General features: G+C 61.8%; 18 protein-coding genes, 1 tRNA gene and 4 pseudogenes. 21 read left to right on the top strand and 2 right to left on the bottom strand.

The window, feature by feature from the left end:
• The 17 genes and pseudogenes from NKH63_RS30305 to NKH63_RS30225 form a co-directional block, all read left to right on the top strand.
• Positions 1-84, top strand: an 84-nt coding sequence (locus NKH63_RS30305) for an EF-Tu C-terminal domain-related protein (protein ID WP_455749504.1), incomplete at its 5' end; no start/stop codon positions are given.
• A 150-nt stretch (positions 85-234) separates the two neighbouring features.
• Positions 235-1920: a COG3904 family protein gene (locus NKH63_RS30300; RefSeq protein WP_352485039.1), complete on the top strand. Its 1686-nt coding sequence runs from the start codon at positions 235-237 to the stop codon at positions 1918-1920.
• Positions 1921-1941: 21 nt separating this feature from the next.
• Positions 1942-2040, top strand: a pseudogene (locus NKH63_RS30295) (EF-Tu C-terminal domain-related protein); the annotation flags it as partial.
• Positions 2041-2375: 335 nt separating this feature from the next.
• Positions 2376-4058 (top strand): annotated as a pseudogene (locus tag NKH63_RS30290) (COG3904 family protein).
• Between the two features lie 105 nt (positions 4059-4163).
• Positions 4164-4646 (top strand): group II truncated hemoglobin, encoded by a 483-nt coding sequence (locus NKH63_RS30285; RefSeq protein WP_352485036.1) that lies wholly within the window; start codon positions 4164-4166, stop codon positions 4644-4646.
• 130 nt (positions 4647-4776) lie between these two features.
• Positions 4777-5292 (top strand): hypothetical protein, encoded by a 516-nt coding sequence (locus NKH63_RS30280; RefSeq protein WP_352485035.1) that lies wholly within the window; start codon positions 4777-4779, stop codon positions 5290-5292.
• Positions 5293-5369: 77 nt separating this feature from the next.
• A tRNA-Trp gene (locus NKH63_RS30275) sits at positions 5370-5445 on the top strand.
• Positions 5446-5811: 366 nt separating this feature from the next.
• Complete coding sequence (gene secE, locus NKH63_RS30270; RefSeq protein WP_023721668.1) at positions 5812-6015, top strand: preprotein translocase subunit SecE; 204 nt, start codon at positions 5812-5814, stop codon at positions 6013-6015.
• 27 nt (positions 6016-6042) lie between these two features.
• A complete protein-coding gene (gene nusG / locus NKH63_RS30265; RefSeq protein ID WP_006333333.1) occupies positions 6043-6570 on the top strand; it encodes a transcription termination/antitermination protein NusG in 528 nt (175 codons plus the stop codon).
• A 159-nt stretch (positions 6571-6729) separates the two neighbouring features.
• Positions 6730-7158, top strand: a complete 429-nt coding sequence (gene rplK / locus NKH63_RS30260; protein ID WP_023680440.1) for a 50S ribosomal protein L11 — start codon at positions 6730-6732, stop codon at positions 7156-7158.
• Between the two features lie 4 nt (positions 7159-7162).
• Positions 7163-7861: a 50S ribosomal protein L1 gene (gene rplA / locus NKH63_RS30255; protein ID WP_352485033.1), complete on the top strand. Its 699-nt coding sequence runs from the start codon at positions 7163-7165 to the stop codon at positions 7859-7861.
• A 391-nt stretch (positions 7862-8252) separates the two neighbouring features.
• A complete protein-coding gene (rplJ, locus tag NKH63_RS30250; protein ID WP_008875657.1) occupies positions 8253-8771 on the top strand; it encodes a 50S ribosomal protein L10 in 519 nt (172 codons plus the stop codon).
• A 54-nt stretch (positions 8772-8825) separates the two neighbouring features.
• Positions 8826-9203 carry a 50S ribosomal protein L7/L12 gene (gene rplL / locus NKH63_RS30245; RefSeq protein WP_023680442.1) on the top strand — a complete coding sequence of 126 codons (378 nt, stop codon included), beginning with the start codon at positions 8826-8828 and terminating at the stop codon, positions 9201-9203.
• A gap of 282 nt (positions 9204-9485) precedes the next feature.
• A complete protein-coding gene (gene rpoB / locus NKH63_RS30240) occupies positions 9486-13622 on the top strand; it encodes a DNA-directed RNA polymerase subunit beta (RefSeq protein ID WP_023721670.1) in 4137 nt (1378 codons plus the stop codon).
• A gap of 131 nt (positions 13623-13753) precedes the next feature.
• Positions 13754-17950 (top strand): annotated as a pseudogene (gene rpoC, locus NKH63_RS30235) (DNA-directed RNA polymerase subunit beta').
• An 84-nt stretch (positions 17951-18034) separates the two neighbouring features.
• Positions 18035-18700, top strand: a complete 666-nt coding sequence (locus NKH63_RS30230) for an O-methyltransferase (protein ID WP_023721672.1) — start codon at positions 18035-18037, stop codon at positions 18698-18700.
• Positions 18701-18738: 38 nt separating this feature from the next.
• Entirely contained in the window at positions 18739-19110 is a 372-nt protein-coding gene (locus NKH63_RS30225; protein WP_023721673.1) for a hypothetical protein, read from the top strand.
• 36 nt (positions 19111-19146) lie between these two features.
• Here the strand turns inward: NKH63_RS30225 and NKH63_RS30220 are convergent, their stop codons facing one another.
• Together NKH63_RS30220 and NKH63_RS30215 are read right to left on the bottom strand one after the other, a co-directional pair.
• Positions 19147-20082 carry a Gfo/Idh/MocA family protein gene (locus NKH63_RS30220; protein ID WP_023721674.1) on the bottom strand — a complete coding sequence of 312 codons (936 nt, stop codon included), beginning with the start codon at positions 20080-20082 and terminating at the stop codon, positions 19147-19149.
• Positions 20083-20172: 90 nt separating this feature from the next.
• Positions 20173-20454: a transcriptional regulator gene (locus tag NKH63_RS30215; RefSeq protein ID WP_023721675.1), complete on the bottom strand. Its 282-nt coding sequence runs from the start codon at positions 20452-20454 to the stop codon at positions 20173-20175.
• Between the two features lie 462 nt (positions 20455-20916).
• Between NKH63_RS30215 and rpsL the strand changes: the two genes are divergently transcribed.
• The 4 genes and pseudogenes from rpsL to NKH63_RS30195 all read left to right on the top strand — a co-directional run.
• Complete coding sequence (gene rpsL / locus NKH63_RS30210; protein WP_006333356.1) at positions 20917-21288, top strand: 30S ribosomal protein S12; 372 nt, start codon at positions 20917-20919, stop codon at positions 21286-21288.
• Between the two features lie 85 nt (positions 21289-21373).
• Entirely contained in the window at positions 21374-21844 is a 471-nt protein-coding gene (gene rpsG, locus NKH63_RS30205; RefSeq protein WP_008875664.1) for a 30S ribosomal protein S7, read from the top strand.
• A 30-nt stretch (positions 21845-21874) separates the two neighbouring features.
• The gene (gene fusA / locus NKH63_RS30200) at positions 21875-23965 is read left to right on the top strand and encodes an elongation factor G (protein ID WP_023680448.1); all 2091 of its coding nucleotides are present in this window, start codon (positions 21875-21877) and stop codon (positions 23963-23965) included.
• Positions 23966-24032: 67 nt separating this feature from the next.
• Positions 24033-24117, top strand: a pseudogene (locus NKH63_RS30195) (GTP-binding protein); the annotation flags it as partial.

The following is a 24117-nucleotide window of genomic DNA, read 5'->3' as shown; positions in this document are numbered from 1 at the left end:
GCCATGGAAGAGAAGCTGCGCTTCGCCATCCGTGAAGGCGGCCGCACCGTCGGTGCCGGCATCGTCGTCACCATCAAAGAGTAATCAACGCCGGCGTTGCCGGTCGAGATCGAATGCGAAAGGGCGGTCTTCGGGCCGCCTTTTTGATTCGAATAGATTAACCGCCTTGCTTCAAATCCTGTTGCAAGCGCCTCTGCCGTAACTAGTATAGGTTGCATCGAGGGGGCTGCCCGAATGGTTCCATGGCGCCGTTTGCATAGTCAGGCATTGTGGTCGTTAGGGCTGATCTGCCTGGTGTCGTTGCTCGCCTTGGGCCACGCTGCCTTCGCAGCCGATGCCAAGAAATCCACGCCGGAAAAATCCACGCCGGATCTCGGCCCGACGATGCGGTTCGTTGTCGTCCGCAGCAGCGCGCCGGGCTGCGAGCCGACCTGTCCGGAATGGATATCGGCGGAAGGCTCGATAGAAGCCGGCACGCCGGCCCTGTTCAAACGCACGCTGAAGGCGCTTGGCGGCCGAAAGCTGCCGATCGTCGTCGATTCCCCCGGCGGCAATGTCGAAGCGGCGCTGACACTTGGTCGCCTGATCCGCAAGAACAAGCTCGATATCGCCGTCGGCAAAACCCGGTTCGTCGGCTGTCTGCCAGATGTGAAAAACTGCAAGGAAAAGGACGGCAAGGGCGCCCGTTATTTCGGCAATGCCTATGCCGACGGCGCCATCTGCAATTCCGCCTGTCCGTTGATGTTTTCCGGTGGCATCCGGCGCGTGGTCGGGGAATGGGCCTTTCTCGGCGTCCATCAGATCACCACGACCTATATCCGGACGAAATTGCTGTACCGCACCACCTACCGCGTGGTGAAGGGTAAGAAGAAGATCCTCAGCACCAAGGTCGTCAGCCGGAAGAACGCCGGCAGCTACAAGACCTACGAGATGAACAAGCCGCTGGAGCGGAAGCTGGCGGCCTATCTGAAGGAGATGGGCGTCGGCCTGGGCGTGCTCGAGACCATGAAAGGCACGCCGGCCAGCAGCATCCAGCAACTGGTTCCCTACGACATGCTGCAAATGAATCTCGTCACCAGCTTGGATGCCGTCGACCTGCTGACCGCGCCAACCCTATGCAAATCCGATCCGTTGCCGGCGAGTTGTAGGGAGCTGCCGGCGCCGGCGAATGTCGCGAAGCCGGCCGGCGAAGTGGTGGCGAACGCCGAGCCTGCACCCGCAGGGCACGAAACCACGCGGCCGAAGGAGGCCGCAGACATGCGCTTCGTCCTGGTCCGCGGCAGCAATCCGCTTTGCAATCCCAACTGCCCGGAATGGATCTCGGCCGAAGGCACAATTACCGCCGACACGCCCGAAAAACTGCGCCAACTGCTGGACGGCGTCGGCGACCGGCGTCTGCCCATCGTCATCAACTCGCCGGGTGGTGATGTGCTCGGTGCTTTGGCGGCCGGAAGGCTGATCCGCGAACGCAAGCTCGACGTCACCGTGGCGCGGACGGATTTCATTGGCTGCGAACCGCGGCAGGCCGACTGCACGGCCGAAGACGGCGTCTATAACGGACTGACGGTCGATGCCGGCGGCGCGTGCGGCTCGGCCTGTCCGATCATGCTCGCCGGCGGTGTCAAACGCCTCGTCGGCCCGCGCGCACAGCTGAGCGTGCATTCGGTAGGGCAGGAGCAAAAGGTCAAGGCCTATCTCGAGGACATGGCCATCGGCCCCGGTCTGTTTGCCGCAATTCAGCTGAATTCAGTCGAACGGCAGCTCGAACTCGACAGGATGCTGAAATACGGGCTGACAACCGGGCATCAATCGGCAGACGAATTGACAGGCCCCGGCATCTGCAGATCGGAGCCACAGCCCGAGAACTGCCGCGAAGCCTCGGGCGCCAAGGCTCAGGCCAGCACGCCGGTCAAATCGTAAGGCGGGCTTGATAGCTGCGAGCTGATCGTGCCGATCGCCATGGACGAGAAGCTGCGCTTCGCCATCCGTGAAGGCGGCCGCACCATCGGTGCTGACGTCGTCGTCACCATTATAGAGTGATCGGCGCCGGCATTGCCGGTCGAGATCGGATGCGAAAGGGCGGTCTTCGGGCCGCCTTTTTCGCTTACTGACTCGAGGCAGAACAATCTTGCGCGGGTGTTTCAAAGCTATTGCAACCACCATTGCCGCAACTATTATAGGTTGCATCAAGGGGGCTTTTGCCAAGCGTGGTTTCGGGACGCCGTTTAGATAGCGTGGCAAGGTGGTGGCGCGGGCTGCTGGTTATTGCCATGGCGATGGCTGCCTTCGCCGCAAAGGCCGAGGATGTCTTCCCGAAATGGTCCGATCCGACGACTTGGACCGATCCGAAGCTATTATCCGATGATCTCTCGCCGATGCGATTCGTCGTCGTGCGCAGCAACGCGACCGGCTGCGAGTCTAACTGTCCGGAATGGATTTCGGCAGAAGGCGCCATCGAAGCGGGCACGCCAGCGCAGCTCAAGCGCATATTGAAGACGCTCGGCCGCCGCAAACTGCCCATCATCGTCAATTCCCCGGGCGGCAATGTCGATGCTGCGCTCCAGCTTGGTCGAATAATCCGCAAAAACAAGCTCGATATCGCCGTCGGTACGACCAAGTTTTCCGATTGTTGGCCCGGGATGAAAGATTGCCGGGCCAATGACGGCAAGGGCGCAGCATATTTCGGCATTGCGTCTGACGGGGGTGCCATGTGCAACTCCGCATGTCCGCTGATGTTTGCCGGAGGCGTCGGACGCGTGGTCGGCGGTTGGGCCTATCTAGGCGTCCATCAGATCACTACGACCTATTTCCGCACAACACGGCACTATCGAACCACCTATCGAGTTGTGCGGGGCAAAAAATATAGGATCACCACAGAAACCATCACTCAAGACAATGCCGGCTACAAGACCTATGAGATGAGCAAGGCGCTTGAGCGGAAACTTTCGGCCTATCTCAGGGACATGGGTGTCGGACGGGGCGTAATCGACAGAATGAAGGCCACGCCCGCCAGCGACATCCGGCAGATCGCCCTCGACGACATGCTGACGATGAAGCTGATCACCAGCAGGGACTCCCTCGACATACTTACGCAGGCGGGCATATGCCAGCGGAGTCCTGCGCCGCCGAACTGCAGGGAGGTCCCTGCGAATGCCAAGCCGGCCAAGGTGGCAGCAATCGAAGCGAAGGCCGGACCGTCTCAGCCGGCTTAAGTCCCACTTTCTCAGCTGGCCAAGGAGGCACCTGCTCAGCCGGTCGAGGCAGTGCCAGGAAACGAGGCGCCGGACAAGGGCTTCATACTCGTTCGCGGCAGCGATCCGATGTGCGAGCCCCACTGCCCGGAATGGATGTGGGCTCGGCCGCTCGTGGCAGTGCCGGGGAACGGGGCACCCGAGATGCGCTTCGTTGTGGTTCGCCGCAGCAATTCGTCCTGCAATCCCGACTGCCCGGAATGGATCTCGGCACAAGGCGTAATCACGAGCCAAACCCCGCAGAAGCTGGGCCAGTTGCTCGCTACGCTTGGCAGCCGGCGGCTGCCTATAGTGGTGAGCTCGCGAGGCGGCGACTTGTTCAGCGCTCTGGCGATGGGGCGACTTATCCGTGAAAAGAAGCTCGACGTCGCCGTTGCCCGTACCGATTTCGTTGGCTGCGACCCGGAAGAGTGGAATTGCTTGGCCAAAGATGGCGCCTATGCCGGAGTGGCCAGCGATGCGAAAGGCGACTGCGATTCGGCCTGCGCGCTGATGCTGGCTGGGGGCGTCAGGCGGCTTGTCGGTCCACGGGCGCTACTCAGCCTTTACCTGATGGGACAAGCCCAGCTGATCAAGGCTTACCTTGACGAGATGGCAATCAACCGTGATCTGTTCATGACGCTTCAGCGCATTTCGGTCGAGCGTCAGCTCGAACCTGACGTGATGCTGAGGGCCGGACTGACGACTGGGCCGCAATCAGTGGACGAGCTGACCGGTGCCACCCTGTGCAGATCGGTGCCGAAGCCTGACAATTGCCGCGTGGTGCTCTCGCCCAATGCGCAGGCCGAGGCGCCCGCCAAATTGTAGGGGCGCGTCGGTTTCGGAAGCTGGCCATCGAGACAGGTTGAGCGATGCTGGATGTTTCCGCTATCGTCCGGCGTGGTAGAAGACCAGCCAGGCGAGGGATCGCAAATGAGCCAGGACGTCCCGACATTGTTCGAATGGGCCGGCGGCACCGAAGCGCTGAACCGCCTGACCCAGACCTTCTACGACAACGTCTCTCGGGATCCCATTGTCGGGCCGGTGTTCAAGCATATGTCGGCGGACCATCCGGCCCACGTCGCGGCCTTCATCGGCGAAGTTTTCGGTGGACCGAAAACCTACAGCGAAAAGCATGGCGGCCATCGCGAAATGGTGATGCATCACCTCGGCAAGCATCTGACGGAGGAGCAGCGCCGGCGCTGGATCAATCTCCTCGCCGACGCCGCCGACGAGATCGGGCTGCCTGACGATCCCGAATTCCGCTCGGCCTTCATGGCCTATATCGAATGGGGATCGCGGCTGGCCAAGATGAACTCCAACAAAGGTCCGACCTGCGATCCCGAGACGGAACCAATGCCGGTCTGGGGTTGGGGCGTGCCGGGCGGCCCCTACAAGCCGCCTTCGGGAAACTGACCGGGCGCGAATCGGTCGAAAACCCTGCCGGCCAGGAAAACGGGTGGCTATGGAGGTCTCGGTCCTCCAGGCTAACGGTTTAAAGTCGCCGTCGACTGGCGGGGCCTCACTAAAAACCGGAGACTTTGCGATGAGATCGGAAGGCAAGAAAAATTCAGGCAGCACCTTTGACGGCAACCGCGGAACCCGAAACCCGTTCGGTGTCATGGATGTCCCCACTCCCGACGACGAGGAGGTGTCGGCGTTCGCCGCCGGCGTAAAACTGGAGGGAGCTGCAAGCGATGAAAACGCCGAAGCCTGGGGCACCGAAAGCGACCGCGACCGCAACGACACCATCGAAGGCAGGTGGTCCAGCCGATGGAACGGCGGTGCCGACCCCACGATTCCAGGCGATAGCAAGGGTAAATGGAAGTCTGGCCGGGGCGAGCTGAAGACCGCGGGAGAGAGAGTTTACCTACTGTTCGATTGGCATGATGGCGTGCGCAAGGGGCTCATCGACGCGCGGCGCGTCAGTGCGAAAGGGCTGGTTGGAAAATATATCAATCTGACCGACCCAAAAATCGTGCGTCCCTGGGTCGGTTTGGTCGTCAGCAATCAACGGATCGACGGGAAATGGCCGGGAGGACGCCTCGACTTTCGAAGATGAAGGCTGGGCAGCGCACACCGCTCTTTACAGAGCGCGCGGAAGCTTTTAGGAAGCGCCTGCTGCGCCGACATGCGCATACGGGCATAGCTCAGTTGGTAGAGCGGCGGTCTCCAAAACCGCAGGTCGTAGGTTCGAGCCCTGCTGCCCGTGCCATTCCTACGAATGGATACCTAAAAAACGATTCTTTTGCAGCGCAGCCTTTGAAAACCGGCTTGTGACTTGCCATATAGCATAAGTTGCGGCATAAGGGCCGCATAGCCGGGACGGGACGACTGGATGGTTCCGAGGCGGCGTTTGGTCATAAAGCGGACACTTGCCACTTGCGTGGATCAAGAATCGGTTTTATGTAGACGAAACAGACACGCGACGCGTGGAGCTGGGAAGCCGGCTTTACGCGTCTGATTTGCATGGGCGAAATGATTGCGCTGATTCGGCGCGAACGCACGCTCAAGCGGCACGTCCCGGCCAGCGGGATCATCCAGGAGACCCGGCCAACGGGTCTTGCAGACAGAGCGGCATATGGCTTCGAAAACCACAAATCCTTTCACCTTTCTCCAGCAGGTTCGCGCGGAGACTGCCAAGGTCACTTGGCCGTCGCGGCGCGAAACGGTGATCTCGACGGTGATGGTCCTTGTGTTCGCGGTCATCGCGATGATCTTTTTCTTTACCGCAGACGTGGCCATGGGCTTTGCGGTCGAAAAAATCCTCGGCCTCGGACAGTAAGTCCGGCGATTACGGAGAAGTCTTAAAATGACCGCGCGGTGGTACATCGTCCACGCCTACTCGAACTTTGAAAAGAAGGTCGCCGAGGACATCGAGAACAAGGCCAAGCAGAAGGGCCTGTCCGCCGACATCGAGCAGATCGTGGTGCCGACCGAGAAGGTCGTCGAGATCCGCCGCGGCCGCAAGGTCGATGCCGAGCGCAAGTTCTTTCCGGGCTATGTGCTGTTGAAGGCCAATCTGACCGATGCCGTGTTCTCGCTCGTCAAGAACACGCCGAAGGTCACCGGGTTCCTGGGCGACTCCAAGCCGGTGCCGATCACCGAAGCCGAAGCCCAGCGTATCCTGAACCAGGTTCAGGAAGGCGTCGAGCGGCCGAAGCCGTCGGTGACGTTCGAGATCGGCGAAGCGATCCGCGTTTCGGATGGACCATTCGCGTCGTTCAACGGTTTCGTCCAGGAAGTGGACGAGGAGCGGGCGCGGCTCAAGGTGGAAGTATCGATCTTCGGGCGCGCCGTGCCGGTCGATCTGGAATTCGGACAGGTCGAGAAGGGCTGATCCGAAATCCCTGCACCGGTTTCGGCGGCAGGGAAGGCGGCGCGGAGATCGCGCGGCCAAAACGGGTGGGAGGCGAATGCGGCTTTAGCCGGCCGCGCGGACCGCACCACCAGACTGCAACCGCCGGCAAGACCGGCATGAGAAAAGGCAGGAAGAGAGATGGCTAAGAAAATTGCAGGCCAGCTCAAGCTCCAGGTTTCCGCGGGATCGGCGACGCCGTCGCCCCCGATCGGCCCGGCGCTTGGTCAGCGTGGCATCAACATCATGGAGTTCTGCAAGGCGTTCAACGCGCAGACCCAGGAAATGGAAAAGGGCTCGCCGGTTCCGGTCGTCATCACCTACTACCAGGACAAGTCGTTCACCTTCGTCATGAAGACGCCGCCGGTGAGCTACTTCCTGAAGAAGGCCGCGAACCTGAAGTCGGGCTCGAAGGAGCCGGGCAAGGTCAAGGCCGGCACGATCGGCCGCGACAAGGTGCGCGCCATCGCCGAGCAGAAGATGAAGGATCTGAACGCAAACGACGTCGAGGCGGCCATGCGCATGGTCGAGGGCTCCGCCCGCTCGATGGGTCTGGAAGTGGTGGGCTGAGATCATGGCAAAGATTGCAAAGCGTGTATCGCAGACCCGCGAAGGCATCGATCCCAACAAGGCTTACGCTTTGGGTGAGGCGCTGAAGCTGCTCAAGGATCGCTCCTCGGTGAAGTTCGACGAGACCATCGAAGTCGCGATGAACCTCGGCGTCGACCCCCGCCATGCCGACCAGATGGTCCGCGGCGTGGTCAACCTGCCGAACGGCACCGGCCGCAGCGTTCGCGTTGCCGTGTTCGCGCGCGGTGACAAGGCCGAGGAGGCCAAGGCCGCCGGCGCCGACATCGTCGGAGCCGAGGATCTGGTCGACATCGTCCAGAAGGGCACGATCGACTTCGACCGCTGCATCGCCACGCCGGACATGATGCCGCTGGTCGGCCGTCTCGGCAAGGTGCTCGGCCCGCGCGGCATGATGCCGAACCCGAAGGTCGGCACCGTCACCACCGACGTGGCCGCCGCCGTGAAGGCATCGAAGGGCGGCGCCGTCGAGTTCCGCGTCGAGAAGGCCGGCATCGTTCATGCCGGCGTCGGCAAGGTCTCGTTCGACGTCAAGGCGCTGGAAGAGAACGTCCGCGCCTTCGCCGATGCGGTGACCAGGGCAAAGCCGGCTGGTGCCAAGGGCAATTACGTCAAGAAGGTGTCGGTCACCTCGACGATGGGCCCGGGCCTCAAGCTCGACGTCTCGACGCTCGCAGCGTCCTGATACGAACAATTGGATCGGCCGCTAAGACGCTGATCCGTGAAAGAATTCCGGGCCTCCGACCTGTCGGCGGCCCGGTACCGGAAGTCGAAAGGCTTCCGGACATCCTGTCCGAGATTGCAGGCGGCCCCCAAGCCTTAGGTGATGTGGGCCTTAATTCATGTGGGCCTGCATGAGACGGGTGAAGACCGGACAAAGGAGCGAACGCTCCAATGAAAGGTTCGAACCGTGTTTGCCTTTTGTCTGCGCACCGTCCGGCTTGCCGGCAGGTGTGGCGAAAGGGGGCAGGATCCTCGAGCGTCGTTCGGGAGATCCGTTACTGGATGGCCCGGCCGGCAAAAGGCAACCCGACGCCTGTCCTTCGTAGAGGGCAGGGGTCAACTGGAGATAGGCAGTGGACAGAGCGGAAAAACGCGAACTCGTCACGGGCCTGAATGATGCGTTCTCAAGCGCTGGTTCAGTCGTCGTGGCCCACTACGCCGGTATCACCGTCGCGCAAATGAACGACCTTCGGTCGAAAATGCGCGCCGCCGGTGGCACCGTCAAAGTCGCGAAGAACCGTCTCGCCAAAATCGCTCTTCAGGGCACGGACTCCGCATCGATCATCGAGCTGTTCAAGGGACAGACGCTGATCGCCTATTCGGAGGATCCGATTGCGGCGCCGAAGGTCGCGTCCGATTTCGCCAAGGGAAATGACAAGCTCGTCATTCTCGGCGGCGCAATGGGCACCACCTCGCTCAACGCCGACGGTGTGAAGGCACTCGCCACACTTCCGTCGCTCGATGAGCTGCGCGCCAGGCTGGTTGGCATGATCGCCACGCCGGCAACCCGGATCGCCCAGATCGTCAATGCGCCTGCGGCTTCGGTCGCGCGCGTCATCGGCGCTTACGCCCGGAAGGACGAGGCGGCATGAGGCCGTTCCTCGCTATCACAAACACACGTTCGAACCTTATGAAGGAACATTGCAATGGCTGATCTGGCAAAGATCGTAGACGACCTTTCGAAGCTGACCGTCCTCGAGGCGGCCGAGCTGTCGAAGCTTCTTGAAGAAAAGTGGGGCGTTTCCGCCGCTGCTCCGGTGGCGGTTGCCGCTGCTGGCGGCGCCGCGGCCGCTGCTGCTCCGGTCGAGGAAAAGACGGAATTCGACGTCGTCCTCACCGAAGCAGGCGCTCAGAAGATCAACGTCATCAAGGAAGTTCGCGCCATCACCGGTCTTGGCCTCAAGGAAGCCAAGGACCTGGTCGAGGCGGCTCCGAAGCCGGTCAAGGAAGCCGTTTCCAAGGCCGACGCGGACAAGTTCAAGGCCCAGCTGGAAGCAGCCGGCGCCAAGGTCGAACTGAAGTAAGCGTTGAGTACCGGCGGCCGGCGGCGCGCCGGCCGCCACTCCCTTCACGTCGAGGGGAGGCTCATGGCGCGAAGAGTGCGAAAACCTCTTTCCTGAGGGCCGCAAACCGGCCTTCAGGAAACGGGTTTTCTCCCGTTTCTGGCCCACCGCCAATTGGTGGTGGGTGAAAAGACAAGAAGCCGCCGACAGGCGGCGGGCAACAAGACAGGGCCGCCGAGGTGGCCCGAGATGCAAGGCGAGCCGCGGCGAGGCTCGTCCCGAGAATTGAGCTAAGGAGCGACGATGGCCCAGACCCAGACTTTCAATGGCCGCAGACGCGTACGCAAATTTTTCGGAAAGATCCCGGAAGTTGCGGAGATGCCGAACCTGATCGAGGTTCAGAAGGCATCCTATGACCAGTTCCTGATGGTGGAGGAGCCCAACGGTGGGCGTCCTGACGAGGGGCTGCAGGCAGTTTTCAAGTCGGTCTTCCCGATTTCCGATTTTTCCGGCTCCTCGATGCTGGAATTCGTGAAGTACGAGTTCGAAGGACCCAAATTCGACGTTGACGAATGCCGCCAGCGCGACCTGACCTATGCGGCGCCGCTCAAGGTGACGCTGCGCCTCATCGTGTTCGATATCGACGAGGATACCGGCGCGAAGTCGATCAAGGACATCAAGGAGCAGGACGTCTACATGGGCGACATGCCGCTCATGACCTTGAACGGCACCTTCATCGTCAACGGCACCGAGCGCGTCATCGTCTCGCAGATGCACCGTTCGCCGGGCGTCTTCTTCGACCATGACAAGGGCAAGTCGCATTCGTCCGGCAAGCTTCTGTTTGCCGCGCGCGTCATTCCCTATCGCGGCTCGTGGCTCGACATCGAGTTCGATAGCAAGGACGTCGTGCACGCCCGTATCGACCGCCGCCGCAAGATTCCGGTGACGTCGCTGCTGATGGCGCTCGGCATGGACGGCGAAGAGATCCTGTCGACCTTCTACAACAAAATCACCTACAAGCGCGCCGGCGACCATTGGCGCATTCCCTTCAACGTCGAGCGTTTCCGCGGCCTCAAGGCCGTTGGTGACCTGGTTGACGCCGACACCGGCGAGGTCGTCGTCGAGGCCGGCAAGAAGATCACTGCCCGCCAGGCCAGGGCGCTTGGCGAAAAAGGTCTTAAGGCGATCAAGGCGACCGACGAGGATCTGCTCGGCAACTACCTTGCCGAGGACATCGTCAACTATGGCACCGGCGAGATTTTCCTCGAAGCCGGCGACGAGATCGATGAAAAGACGCTGAAAGTGCTTCTCGGCACCGGCGATGACGAGATCAAGGTTCTCGACATCGATCACGTCAATGTCGGCGCTTATATCCGCAACACGCTCAACGTCGACAAAAACGAGAGCCGCCAGGACGCGCTGTTCGACATCTACCGCGTCATGCGCCCCGGTGAGCCGCCGACGCTCGAGACCGCCGAAGCCATGTTCAACTCGCTGTTTTTCGACAGCGAGCGCTATGATCTTTCTGCCGTCGGCCGCGTCAAGATGAACATGCGCCTCGAACTCAAGGCCGAGGATACCGTGCGCGTGCTGCGCAAGGACGACATCCTGGCCGTGGTCAAGACGCTGGTCGAACTGCGCGACGGCAAGGGCGAGATCGACGACATCGACAATCTCGGCAACCGCCGCGTGCGCTCGGTCGGCGAGCTGATGGAGAACCAGTACCGCGTCGGCCTGCTGCGCATGGAGCGCGCGATCAAGGAACGTATGTCCTCGATCGAGATCGACACGGTGATGCCGCAGGACCTGATCAACGCCAAGCCGGCGGCTGCCGCCGTGCGCGAGTTCTTCGGTTCCTCGCAGCTGTCGCAGTTCATGGATCAGACCAACCCGCTGTCGGAGATCACCCACAAGCGCCGCCTGTCGGCGCTTGGACCGGGCGGCCTGACCCGCGAGCGTGCCGGGTTCGAGGTGCGCGACGTGCACCCGACGCATTACGGCCGCATCTGCCCGATCGAGACGCCGGAAGGCCCGAATATCGGCCTGATCAACTCGCTTGCGACCTTCGCGCGTGTCAACAAATACGGCTTCATCGAGAGCCCGTACCGCAAGATCGTCAACGGCAAGCTGACCAATGAGGTCGTCTACCTGTCGGCTATGGAAGAGGCCAAGCACCACGTCGCGCAGGCCAATGCCGAGCTCGACAAGAATGGTCATTTCGTCGACGAATTCGTCATTTGCCGTAACGCCGGCGAAGTGATGATGGCGCCGCGCGAAAACGTCGATCTGATGGACGTGTCGCCGAAGCAGATGGTGTCGGTGGCCGCGGCCCTGATTCCGTTCCTTGAGAACGACGACGCCAACCGCGCGCTGATGGGCTCGAACATGCAGCGTCAGGCCGTGCCGCTGGTGCGCGCCGAAGCGCCGTTCGTCGGCACCGGCATGGAGCCGATCGTCGCCCGTGACTCGGGCGCCGCCATCGGCGCCCGCCGCGGCGGCATCGTCGACCAGGTGGACGCGACGCGTATCGTCATCCGCGCCACGGAAGATCTCGATCCCGGCAAGTCCGGCGTCGATATCTACCGGCTGATGAAGTTCCAGCGTTCGAACCAGAACACCTGCATCAACCAGCGTCCGCTGGTGCGCATGGGCGACCGGGTCAACAAGGGCGACATCATCGCCGACGGCCCGTCGACCGAGCTCGGTGATCTGGCCCTCGGCCGCAACGTGCTGGTCGCGTTCATGCCGTGGAATGGCTACAACTACGAGGATTCCATCCTCTTGTCCGAGCGCATCGTCGCCGACGACGTCTTCACCTCGATCCACATCGAGGAGTTCGAAGTCATGGCCCGCGACACCAAGCTCGGGCCGGAGGAGATCACGCGCGATATCCCGAACGTCTCGGAAGAAGCGCTGAAGAACCTCGATGAGGCCGGCATCGTCTACATTGGTGCGGAAGTGCAGCCGGGCGACATCCTGGTCGGCAAGATCACGCCGAAGGGCGAAAGCCCGATGACGCCGGAAGAAAAGCTGCTGCGCGCCATCTTCGGTGAAAAGGCCTCGGACGTGCGCGATACCTCCATGCGCATGCCTCCGGGAACCTTCGGCACCGTCGTCGAAGTGCGCGTCTTCAACCGCCACGGTGTCGAGAAGGACGAGCGCGCCATGGCGATCGAGCGCGAGGAGATCGAACGCCTCGCCAAGGACCGCGACGACGAGCAGGCGATCCTCGACCGTAACGTCTATTCGCGCCTTTCCGACGTTCTCGTCGGCAAGGAGGCGATTGCCGGGCCGAAGGGCTTCAAGAAGGGCTCGAAGCTGTCGAAGGACACGCTCGACGAGTATCCGCGTTCGCAGTGGTGGCAGTTTGCCGTGGAGAACGAAAAGCTCCAGAGCGAACTGGAAGCCCTGCGTGGCCAGTACGACGATTCCAAGAAGGCGCTCGAGCAGCGCTTCATGGACAAGGTCGAGAAGGTGCAGCGCGGCGACGAGATGCCTCCGGGCGTCATGAAGATGGTCAAGGTCTTCGTGGCCGTGAAGCGCAAGATGCAGCCCGGCGACAAGATGGCCGGCCGGCACGGCAACAAGGGTGTCGTGTCGCGGATCGTTCCGGTCGAGGACATGCCTTTCCTCGAGGACGGCACGCATGCCGACATCGTGCTCAACCCGCTGGGTGTGCCGAGCCGCATGAATGTCGGCCAGATCCTGGAAACGCATCTGGGCTGGGCTTGCGCCGGAATGGGCAAGAAGATCGGCGATCTGATCGATGCGTACAAGACGGCGGGCGACATCAAGCCGCTGCGCAAGACGCTTGAGAGCTTCATGCCGGCCAATGACCGCAACGAGCCGGTCCGCGAATATGACGACGAGAGCATCGTTCGCCTCAGCGAGCAGATGCGCCGCGGCGTCTCCATCGCGACACCGGTGTTCGACGGCGCGCACGAGGCCGACATCAACATCATGCTGGAGCAGGCGGGCCTGCACACCAGCGGTCAGTCGCAGCTCTATGACGGACGCACCGGCGAACCGTTCGATCGCAAAGTGACGATGGGCTACATATATATGCTCAAGCTTCACCACCTTGTGGACGACAAGATCCACGCGCGTTCGATCGGGCCGTACTCGCTCGTTACCCAGCAGCCGCTGGGCGGCAAGGCGCAGTTCGGTGGCCAGCGCTTTGGCGAGATGGAGGTCTGGGCGCTTGAAGCGTACGGCGCCGCCTACACGCTGCAGGAGATGCTGACGGTGAAGTCGGATGACGTCGCCGGCCGCACCAAGGTCTACGAGGCGATCGTCAGAGGCGACGACACATTCGAGGCCGGCATCCCCGAGAGCTTCAACGTTCTCGTTAAGGAAATGCGGTCTCTCGGCCTCAATGTCGAGTTGGAGAACACCAAGCTCGACGACAACCCGATCCGGCTGCCCGACGCGGCCGAGTAAGCAAGACGTCCGGCCGCGGCCTTCCCGCGACCGGACGCACCAAATTCTCGGCCGATGGCCGATCAAGTCGGCGGGCGTTTGGCCCGCGCTAGATGCAAGGGGTTTTCGAGGACCCCGAAAAGGAGAACGGCATGAACCAAGAGGTCATGAATCTCTTCAACCCCCAGGCGCCTGCGCAGGTGTTCGATTCCATCCGGATCTCGCTTGCCAGCCCTGAGAAGATTCTGTCCTGGTCATTCGGCGAGATCAAGAAGCCGGAGACCATCAACTACCGCACCTTCAAGCCGGAGCGTGACGGCCTGTTCTGCGCGCGCATTTTTGGTCCGATCAAGGACTATGAGTGCCTGTGCGGCAAGTACAAGCGCATGAAGTACAAGGGCGTCATCTGCGAGAAGTGCGGCGTCGAAGTCACGCTGTCGCGCGTCCGCCGCGAGCGCATGGGCCATATCGAGCTGGCGGCACCGGTCGCCCACATCTGGTTCCTGAAGTCGCTGCCGTCGCGCATCGGCACGCTGCTCGACATGACCCTGAAGGACATCGAGCGGGTCCTTTACTTCGAGAACTACATCGTCACCGAACCCGGCCTCACCGCGCTGAAGGAGCACCAGCTGCTCAGCGAGGAAGAGTACATGATGGCCGTCGACGAATATGGCGAGGATAGTTTCACCGCCATGATCGGCGCCGAGGCGATCCACGACCTGCTGGCCGGCATGGACCTCGAGAAGATCGCCGGCGATCTGCGTTCGGAACTGGCTTCGACCACCTCCTAGCTCAAGTATAAGAAGTAGCTGAAGCGTCTCAAGGTCGTCGAGAACTTCATGGAATCCGGCAACCGTCCGGAATGGATGATCATGAAGGTGGTTCCGGTGATCCCGCCGGATCTGCGTCCGCTTGTCCCGCTGGACGGCGGCCGTTTCGCTACGTCGGATCTGAACGACCTCTACCGCCGCGTCATCAACCGCAACAACCGCTTGAAGCGGCTGATCGAGCTGCGCGCGCCCGGCATCATCGTGCGCAATGAAAAGCGCATGCTGCAGGAAGCCGTCGATGCGCTGTTCGACAATGGCCGCCGCGGCCGCGTCATCACCGGCGCCAACAAGCGTCCGCTGAAGTCGCTGTCCGACATGTTGAAGGGCAAGCAGGGCCGGTTCCGCCAGAACCTGCTCGGCAAGCGCGTCGACTATTCCGGCCGCTCGGTCATCGTCACCGGTCCCGAGCTCAAGCTGCACCAGTGCGGCCTGCCGAAGAAGATGGCGCTCGAGCTGTTTAAGCCCTTCATCTACGCCCGTCTCGACGCCAAGGGTTACTCCTCGACCGTCAAGCAGGCGAAGAAGCTGGTCGAAAAGGAGCGTCCGGAGGTCTGGGATATCCTCGACGAGGTCATCCGCGAGCATCCGGTGCTGTTGAACCGCGCGCCGACGCTGCACCGCCTCGGCATCCAGGCGTTCGAGCCGATCCTGATCGAAGGCAAGGCGATCCAGCTTCACCCGCTGGTCTGCACGGCCTTCAACGCCGACTTCGACGGCGACCAGATGGCGGTCCACGTGCCGCTGTCACTGGAAGCGCAGCTCGAGGCTCGCGTGCTGATGATGTCGACCAACAACATCCTGCACCCGGCTTCCGGCGCGCCGATCATCGTCCCGTCGCAGGACATGGTTCTCGGTCTCTACTATCTGTCGATCGTCAACCAGAACGAGCCGGGCGAGGGCATGGTGTTTGCCGATATGGGCGAGCTCCAGCATGCGCTCGAGACCAAGGCGGTAACGCTGCATTCCAAGATCAAGGGGCGCTTCCGCACGGTCGACGCCGACGGTAAGGTCGTATCGAAGATCCACGACACCACGCCTGGCCGCATGATCATCGGCGAGCTGCTGCCGAAGAACGTCAACGTGCCCTACGAGACCGCCAACCAGGAGATGACCAAGAAGAACATCTCCAAGATGATCGACACCGTCTACCGCCATTGCGGTCAGAAGGAGACGGTCATTTTCTGCGATCGCATCATGGCTCTCGGCTTCAGCCACGCCTGCCGTGCCGGCATTTCGTTCGGCAAGGACGACATGCTGATCCCGGATGCCAAGATCAAGCTGGTGTCCGACACCGAGGCTTTGGCCAAGGAATACGAGCAGCAGTACAATGACGGCCTGATCACCCAGGGCGAGAAGTACAACAAGGTCGTCGACGCCTGGGCCAAGTGCTCGGAAAAGGTCGCCGACGAAATGATGGCCCGCATCAAGGCGGTCGAGTTCGAGGACAACGGCCGTCAGAAGCCGATGAACTCGATCTACATGATGTCGCACTCCGGTGCGCGCGGCTCGCCCACCCAGATGCGCCAGCTCGCCGGCATGCGCGGCCTGATGGCCAAGCCTAGCGGTGAAATCATTGAGACGCCGATCATCTCGAACTTCAAGGAAGGCCTGACCGTGCTCGAGTACTTCAACTCGACCCACGGCGCCCGCAAGGGTCTGGCCGACACCGCCTTGAAGACGGCGAACTCGGGTTACCTGACGCGTCGTCTTGTCGACGTGGCGCAGGACTGCATCGTCAACTCGCTCGACTGCGGCACCGACAAGGGCCTCACCATGCAGCCGATCGTCGATGCCGGTCAGGTCGTCGCTTCGGTTGGTCAGCGCGTTCTCGGCCGCACCTCGCTCGACGATATCACTCACCCGGTCACCGGCGAGGTTCTGGTCAAGGCCGGAACGCTGATGGACGAGCGTGACGTGGAACTGATCGAAAAGGCCGGTGTGCAGTCTGTCCGCATCCGTTCGGCGCTAACCTGCGAGGTCAGGGTCGGCGTTTGCGCGGTCTGTTACGGACGCGATCTGGCCCGCGGCACGCCTGTCAACCAGGGCGAGGCTGTCGGCGTCATCGCGGCGCAGTCGATTGGCGAGCCGGGCACCCAGCTCACCATGCGTACCTTCCACATGGGCGGCACGGCGCAGGTGGTGGATTCCTCGTTCCTTGAAGCCTCGTACGAGGGCAAGGTCGAGATCCGCAACCGCAACGTGGTGCGCAACTCCGACGGCCAGCTGATGGTCATGGGTCGCAACATGGCGGTGCTGATCCTCGACGAGGCCGGCAAGGAACGCGCCACGCACCGCGTCACCTACGGTTCGCGCATCTTCGTCGACGATGGCGACAAGGTGAAGCGCGGCCAGCGTATTGCCGAGTGGGATCCCTATACCCGCCCGGTCCTCACCGAAATCGAGGGCAGGGTGGCGTTCGAAGATCTGGTCGATGGCATTTCCGTTCAGGAAACCGCCGACGAATCGACCGGCATCACCAAGCGCGAGGTCATCGACTGGCGTTCGACGCCACGCGGCAACGACCTCAAGCCGGCGATCGTCGTCCAGGATGCCAAGGGCAAGGTCGGCAAGCTGTCGAAGGGTGGCGACGCCCGCTTCCTGCTCTCGGTCGAGGCCATTCTTTCGGTCGAACCCGGCGCACAGGTTCGCCCCGGCGACGTGCTGGCGCGTATTCCGATGGAAAGCGCCAAGACCAAGGACATCACCGGCGGTCTGCCGCGTGTGGCCGAACTGTTCGAGGCACGCCGTCCGAAGGATCACGCCATCATCGCCGAGATCGATGGCACGATCCGCTTCGGTCGCGACTACAAGAACAAGCGCCGCATCATCATCGAGCCGCATGACTCGACGCTTGAGCCGGTCGAATACCTGATCCCGAAGGGCAAGCCGTTCCATCTCCAGGACGGCGACGTCATCGAGAAGGGCGACTATATCCTCGACGGCAATCCGGCGCCGCACGACATCCTGGCGATCAAGGGCGTGGAGGCGCTTGCCTCCTACCTCGTCAACGAGATCCAGGAGGTCTACCGCCTGCAGGGCGTGTCGATCAACGACAAGCACATCGAGGTGATCGTTCGCCAGATGCTGCAGAAGGTCGAGATCACCACGCAGGGCGATTCGACCTACATTCCGGGCGACCACGTCGACGTGATCGAACTGGAAGAGGTCAACGAGCGCCTGGTCGAGGAGGGCAAGAAGCCGGCCGAAGGCCAGCCGGTGCTGCTGGGCATCACCAAGGCCTCGCTGCAGACGCCGTCCTTCATCTCCGCCGCCTCCTTCCAGGAGACGACGAGGGTGCTGACCGAAGCTGCGGTTGCCGGCAAGACCGACATGCTGCAGGGGCTGAAGGAAAACGTCATCGTCGGCCGGCTCATCCCGGCCGGCACCGGCGGCACGATGAGCCAGATCCGGCGCATCGCCACCTCGCGCGACGAGTTGATCATCGACGAGCGCCGCAAGGCGTCCGGCGTCGAGGTCGCCGAGCCGATGCTGACCGACATGGTTACCGCCGCGCAGTAAGCGCGCAAGTAAGAGAAGATAGAAAAGGGGCCCAAGTGGCCCCTTTTCGCATTGTGGTTCCCCAATCGGATCGGAGGACAACGGATGAGCAGGAGGATCTGGGCTTCTGTCGACGGCTACATTGTCGAGGCTCTTTTCGAGGCGGATCCCGCCCTCGATGCCGTTCTGGCGGCCAACCATGACCACGGCCTACCGCCGATCGATGTTTCCCCGGCACAAGGCAAGCTGCTGTCACTTCTTGCGCGAATGCAGGGAGCGAAGAAGGTACTCGAAATCGGCACGTTGGGCGGCTACTCGACAATCTGGATGGCGCGAGCGTTGCCCGTGGACGGCAAGGTCGTGACGCTCGAGCTTGATCCGCACCACGCCAGTGTCGCGCGGTCGAACTTTGAACGGGCAGGGGTATCTGACCGCGTGGAACTGCGGGTCGGACCGGCGCTTCAATCGCTTGCCGCGTTAGGCGCCGAGAATGCCGGGCCGTTCGACTTCATCTTCATCGACGCCGACAAGCCGAACAACCAGCACTATCTGTCCTGGGCGATGCGTCTTTCGAGGCCGGGGACTGTCATCGTCTGCGACAATGTCATCCGTGACGGCGCGGTGGTGAACGAAGATGGCCGCGACGCCAATGTCGAAGGGGCACGCGCGGCGTTCTCGTTCATTGGCAGCGACAAGCGTCTGCAAGGTACCGCGATCCAGACTGTTGGCGCCAAGGGCTATGACGGCTTTGCAATAGCGATCGTCAGTTGAAGCTGCCACCGGCGGCTGGCTTTTTAAGGAATCGGCAATTGAACGAGGCGACCATCTGGGAATTGATCAACACTGGCCGAGATCGTATGAGCTTTGGGCAGCGAAGGCTTTGGGACCTGATCAAGATCGATCCGGAAGAATGGCTGCATCACTCTCCTGCTGGGAGTGATCATCGCATCTGGGTCGTAGCGTTGATCGGCCGGAGCGTGATTTCTTACAATGACATTGAAGGTGGTTTCGGCCGCTCAAATTTCATTCGATATGGAGAAATCACCGAGCTTGGCTGGGGGCAGGCCGATCTCGAGGTGGCGGTTCAACATGTCATGAGCGAACTTGAACAAGGACACCGGACGGCTCCCGTTGCTTCTGCGCCTCGTCCGGGAGAATTCCTGGACCGCAAGCCAAGATGATCCGGAACATTCAAGGTCGCTCTACCGGGGTCAGTGTCAGTCAAAAAAAGCTTCGACCACATTGCGCTTGCCGAGCATGAAGGCGTCGGCGACGTGCTGGAGCGGCGCGAGGTCGACGTCGGAAACGCCGGCGCGCACGATCTCGGCGAAGCGCTTGTAGAGCATCGGATATTCGGCTTCCGGCTCCTCGTGAACGACGCGGCCATCGATGGCGAGCTTTGAGCCGCCGCCAGAAAGCACCATCGATCCGGCCTCGGTATCGGCCAGGATGTCCCAGCTTTGCGGCCCGGTCTGGCGCCAGTCGAGTTCCATCGTCACCGGCAGACCGTTCGAAGTACGGAAGACGATATGGGCGGCGATCGGGGCCGCGCGGTTTTCGGGGAAATCGAGCTCTGCCGAACTGATGAGCATCGGTGGCAGGATGTGGGTGGCGATCGACAGCGCGTTGATGCCGGGATCGAAGACGCCAAAGCCGCCGGGAGCCCAGATCCATTCCTGATTCGGATGCCAGCGGCGCACGTCTTCCTTCCAGTTGATGGCGGCCGACCTGATCGTAGTCGAGCTGAGGAATGTACGCGCTGCTTCGACGGCCGGCGCATAGCGCGAGTGCCAGCTGGCGAACAGGCAGACGCCGTTCGCCACCGCCAGCGCTTTCAAATCCTCGACCTCGCTGACCGTGGCGCCGGGCGGTTTTTCCAGGAAGACATGCTTTTTCGCCGCCAGCGCCGTGCGCGCCGCGTCGTAGCGGAACTGCGGCGGCATGCAGAGCGATACGGCCTCAAGCTCCGGCACAGTGTCGAGCATCGCCTCGATATCGGGAAAATTCGCAATGCCGTCCACCTTGCCGTGCCGGCTGGCGGCGGCGACGAGGCGGTAGTCGCGGTCCTTCGCCAGGGCCGGAAGGTGCTGATCGCGAACGATCTTTCCCACGCCGACAATGCCGAGCTTGATGGGATCGCTATTCAGGGACATGGGGACTCCGCAGGTTGATATTGCGCTTGGTTCTTAGCAGAGAACCGATGCCGGGCAAGCAGGGCGAGACCGCGACAATCACATGGCTGGTCAGATCGGCACATCGAACGTTACGATCGACACTTCGCCTTCGAGCGCGCCCTGATAGGCGGACAGATGCGGCTCGTCGTCGGGCACGCCGTCCATATCGCCGATCTGGTCGAGCTCGGCCTCGGCATAACCTTCCGCGGCAAGCGATTCGAGAGCACGGCGCACCGCAGAATCGTCGTCCGGCGCGACCAGCATCAGATGCACGCCTTCCGGCTTACCGCCTTTGCGCTTCCACACCCGGCCGGTAATAATGGTGACTGGGCGCTCCTCATTGTCATTCACGGGTTCGTACCTCCGGGCGAGGGGGTTTGGGCTGTTCATGCCGCCTTTTCGCACGAAGCACGGCCCGGAAACAGCCGCAAGCCGGTCACTTTCTGCCTTCCTCTTGAAAAACGGCGCAAGAAAATTACATGCATTTTTCGCATGGCTGCCACGCCTCGGTTTCAGCGCAATATTTGCCGCTCCGGGGTTGACGGACAGTGGCCATACGAGTAGAAGCCGCCTAGTCAGAACCGATGTGAGGCTCTTGCTTCCGAAGCGACACGCTTTGGAGTTTGCCTCAAACAGGGTTCGTTTTACGAGCGAAAAGACATTTCCGGCGTGCATGAAGCGGCTTCCGCTTCCTCTGCCATTTGTTCGGGCAAGACCGCGAGGCGCGGTTTGTGGCCCGAATTTGCGTATGGAAATGACGCTTTGAGCGGCCCTGACCGGGCGAGACACGGAATTGAGAGACAAGAGGGTTTAATGCCTACCGTCAACCAGCTGATCCGCAAGCCGCGCATTGCGCCGGTGAAGCGCAACAAGGTCCCGGCCATGCAGCAGAACCCGCAGAAGCGGGGCGTCTGCACGCGCGTCTACACCACGACGCCGAAGAAGCCGAACTCGGCGCTGCGCAAGGTGGCCAAGATCCGCCTGACCAATGGTTTTGAAGTGATCGGTTACATCCCCGGCGAAGGCCACAACCTTCAGGAGCACTCGGTGGTGATGATCCGCGGCGGTCGCGTCAAGGATCTTCCGGGCGTCCGTTACCACATCATCCGCGGCGTGCTCGACACGCAAGGCGTGAAGAACCGCAAGCAACGCCGTTCGAAATACGGCGCCAAGCGTCCGAAGTGACCGAAGCGTAGCCAAGGTCGTTCCGGGCGGCGTCAAGCGACGATCCGGGATCCAGGCCACCGCGTAGAATTGAGGCAGAGAAAAAATGTCCCGTCGTCACAGTGCAGAAAAGCGTGAGATCAATCCGGACCCGAAGTTCGGCGATCTGATCGTCACCAAGTTCATGAACGCCGTCATGTATGACGGCAAGAAGTCGGTTGCCGAGACCATCGTCTACGGCGCGCTCGACCAGGTCCAGTCCAAGACCAAGCAGGAACCGGTCACCGTCTTCCATCAGGCGCTCGACAATGTCGCGCCGCATGTGGAAGTGCGTTCGCGCCGCGTCGGCGGCGCCACCTACCAGGTTCCGGTCGACGTGCGCCCCGAGCGCCGTCAGGCATTGGCCATCCGTTGGCTGATCGCCGCCGCCCGCAACCGCAACGAGACCACTATGGTCGACCGCCTCTCCGGCGAGCTGATGGACGCGGCCAACAACCGCGGCACCGCCGTCAAGAAGCGTGAAGATACCCACAAGATGGCAGAAGCCAACCGCGCTTTCGCGCACTACCGCTGGTAAAGCGCGAACGAGACTGAAGAGGCACCTCCCATGGCCCGCGAATATAAAATCGAAGACTACCGCAATTTCGGTATCATGGCGCATATCGACGCCGGCAAGACGACGACCACCGAGCGCGTCCTCTATTACACGGGCAAGTCGCACAAGATCGGCGAAGTCCATGACGGCGCTGCGACCATGGATTGGATGGAGCAGGAGCAGGAGCGCGGCATCACCATCACGTCGGCCGCCACCACGACCTTCTGGAAGGGTCGCGACGGCAAGATGCATCGCTTCAACATCATCGACACCCCCGGCCACGTCGACTTCACCATCGAGGTCGAACGTTCGCTGCGCGTGCTCGACGGCGCCATCGCGCTGCTCGATGCCAATGCCGGTGTCGAGCCGCAGACGGAGACCGTCTGGCGCCAGGCTGACAAGTACCGCGTGCCGCGCATGATCTTCTGCAACAAGATGGACAAGATCGGCGCCGACTTCTACCGCTCGGTCGAGATGATCGGTTCGCGCCTCGGTGCGCATGCCGTCGTCATGCAGCTGCCGATCGGCGCCGAGACCGAGTTCAAGGGTGTCGTCGACCTCGTTGAGATGAACGCGCTGGTCTGGCGCGACGAGACGCTGGGCGCTGCCTGGGACATCGTCGAGATCCCTGCCGACCTCAAGGCTCGTGCCGAAGAGTACCGCGAGAAGATGATCGAGGCCGCCGTCGAAATGGACGAAACGGCGCTCGAGAATTACCTCGAAGGCAAGATGCCGAGCAATGACGAGATCCGTGCGCTCATCCGCAAGGGCACGATCGCGGTGAAGTTCTATCCGATGTTCTGTGGCTCGGCCTTCAAGAACAAGGGCGTGCAGCCGCTGCTCGACGCCGTCGTCGAATATCTGCCGTCGCCGGCCGATGTCCCGGCCATCAAGGGCGTCGACGCCAAGACCGACGCCGAGATCGAGCGTCATGCCGACGACAACGAGCCGCTGTCGATGCTCGCCTTCAAGATCATGAACGACCCGTTCGTCGGTTCGCTCACCTTTGCCCGCATCTATTCGGGCAAGCTCACCAAGGGCATCTCGGTCGACAACACCGTGAAGGGCAAGAAAGAGCGCATCGGCCGCATGCTGCAGATGCATGCGAATTCGCGCGCCGACGTCGAAGAGGCTTTTGCCGGCGACATCGTCGCCCTCGCTGGTCTCAAGGACACGACCACCGGCGACACGCTCAGTGATCCGCTGCATCCGGTCATCCTCGAGCGCATGGAATTCCCCGATCCGGTCATCCAGATCGCCATCGAGCCGAAGACCAAGAACGACCAAGAAAAGATGGGCCTCGCCCTTCACCGCCTGGCCGCCGAGGATCCGTCCTTCCGCGTCAAGACCGACGAGGAAAGCGGCCAGACGATCATCTCCGGCATGGGCGAGCTTCACCTCGACATCATCGTCGACCGCATGCGTCGCGAGTTCAAGGTCGAGGCCAATGTCGGCGCGCCGCAGGTGGCCTATCGCGAGACGATCACTCGCAAGCACGAGCAGGACTACACGCACAAGAAGCAGACCGGCGGTACCGGCCAGTTCGCCCGCGTCAAGATCCTGTTCGAGCCGAATCCGGAAAGCAGCGAATTCGAGTTCGAAACCAAGATCGTCGGCGGCGCTGTGCCGAAGGAATACATCCCCGGTGTCGAAAAGGGCATCAACAGCGTCATGACCTCGGGCCCGTTCGCCGGCTTCCCGATGATCGGCGTCAAGGCGACGCTGATCGATGGTGCCTACCACGACGTGGACTCTTCGGTTCTGGCCTTCGAAATCGCCGGCCGCGCCTGCTTCCGTGAAGCAGCGCCGAAGTTGGGCGTGCAGTTGCTCGAGCCGATCATGAAGGTCGAAGTGGTGACGCCGGAAGATTACGTCGGCAGCGTCATTGGCGACCTGAACGGCCGTCGCGGCCAGATCCAGGGCCAGGAAGCCCGTGGCGTCGCGGTGGTCATCAACGCGATGGTGCCGCTCGCCAACATGTTCAAATACGTGGACAACCTTCGCTCGATGAGCCAGGGCCGCGCGGCCTACACGATGCAGTTCGACCATTACGAACCGGTCCCGACCGCGGTCGCCCAGGAAGTCCAGAAGAAATACGCGTAACTCGAAACGAGTTGCACCAGTAACTTAATTCAAGGCCCGCACGGGCTGGCAGGAATGGAGAGATCACATGGCAAAAGGTAAATTCGAGCGCACTAAGCCTCATGTGAACATTGGCACGATTGGTCACGTCGACCACGGCAAGACGTCGCTGA

It is taken from the genome of Mesorhizobium sp. M0960, assembly GCF_040319055.1.
Taxonomy (GTDB): domain Bacteria; phylum Pseudomonadota; class Alphaproteobacteria; order Rhizobiales; family Rhizobiaceae; genus Mesorhizobium.
The sequence above is the reverse complement of the archived record's forward strand: the minus strand, read 5'-3'. Positions and strand labels throughout refer to the sequence as shown.

Bases quoted from the DNA above. Each gene is read 5' to 3' on its own strand.
- NKH63_RS30300 (WP_352485039.1), top strand. From the start codon at position 235: ATGGTTCCATGGCGCCGTTTGCATAGTCAGGCATTGTGGTCGTTAGGG.
- rplK (WP_023680440.1), top strand. From the start codon at position 6,730: ATGGCTAAGAAAATTGCAGGCCAGCTCAAGCTCCAGGTTTCCGCGGGA.
- NKH63_RS30230 (WP_023721672.1), top strand. From the start codon at position 18,035: ATGAGCAGGAGGATCTGGGCTTCTGTCGACGGCTACATTGTCGAGGCT.
- rpsL (WP_006333356.1), top strand. From the start codon at position 20,917: ATGCCTACCGTCAACCAGCTGATCCGCAAGCCGCGCATTGCGCCGGTG.
- rpoB (WP_023721670.1), top strand. From the start codon at position 9,486: ATGGCCCAGACCCAGACTTTCAATGGCCGCAGACGCGTACGCAAATTT.
- secE (WP_023721668.1), top strand. From the start codon at position 5,812: ATGGCTTCGAAAACCACAAATCCTTTCACCTTTCTCCAGCAGGTTCGC.
- rpsG (WP_008875664.1), top strand. From the start codon at position 21,374: ATGTCCCGTCGTCACAGTGCAGAAAAGCGTGAGATCAATCCGGACCCG.
- nusG (WP_006333333.1), top strand. From the start codon at position 6,043: ATGACCGCGCGGTGGTACATCGTCCACGCCTACTCGAACTTTGAAAAG.
- fusA (WP_023680448.1), top strand. From the start codon at position 21,875: ATGGCCCGCGAATATAAAATCGAAGACTACCGCAATTTCGGTATCATG.
- rplA (WP_352485033.1), top strand. From the start codon at position 7,163: ATGGCAAAGATTGCAAAGCGTGTATCGCAGACCCGCGAAGGCATCGAT.
- rplL (WP_023680442.1), top strand. From the start codon at position 8,826: ATGGCTGATCTGGCAAAGATCGTAGACGACCTTTCGAAGCTGACCGTC.
- NKH63_RS30220 (WP_023721674.1), bottom strand. From the start codon at position 20,082: ATGTCCCTGAATAGCGATCCCATCAAGCTCGGCATTGTCGGCGTGGGA.
- NKH63_RS30280 (WP_352485035.1), top strand. From the start codon at position 4,777: ATGAGATCGGAAGGCAAGAAAAATTCAGGCAGCACCTTTGACGGCAAC.
- NKH63_RS30285 (WP_352485036.1), top strand. From the start codon at position 4,164: ATGAGCCAGGACGTCCCGACATTGTTCGAATGGGCCGGCGGCACCGAA.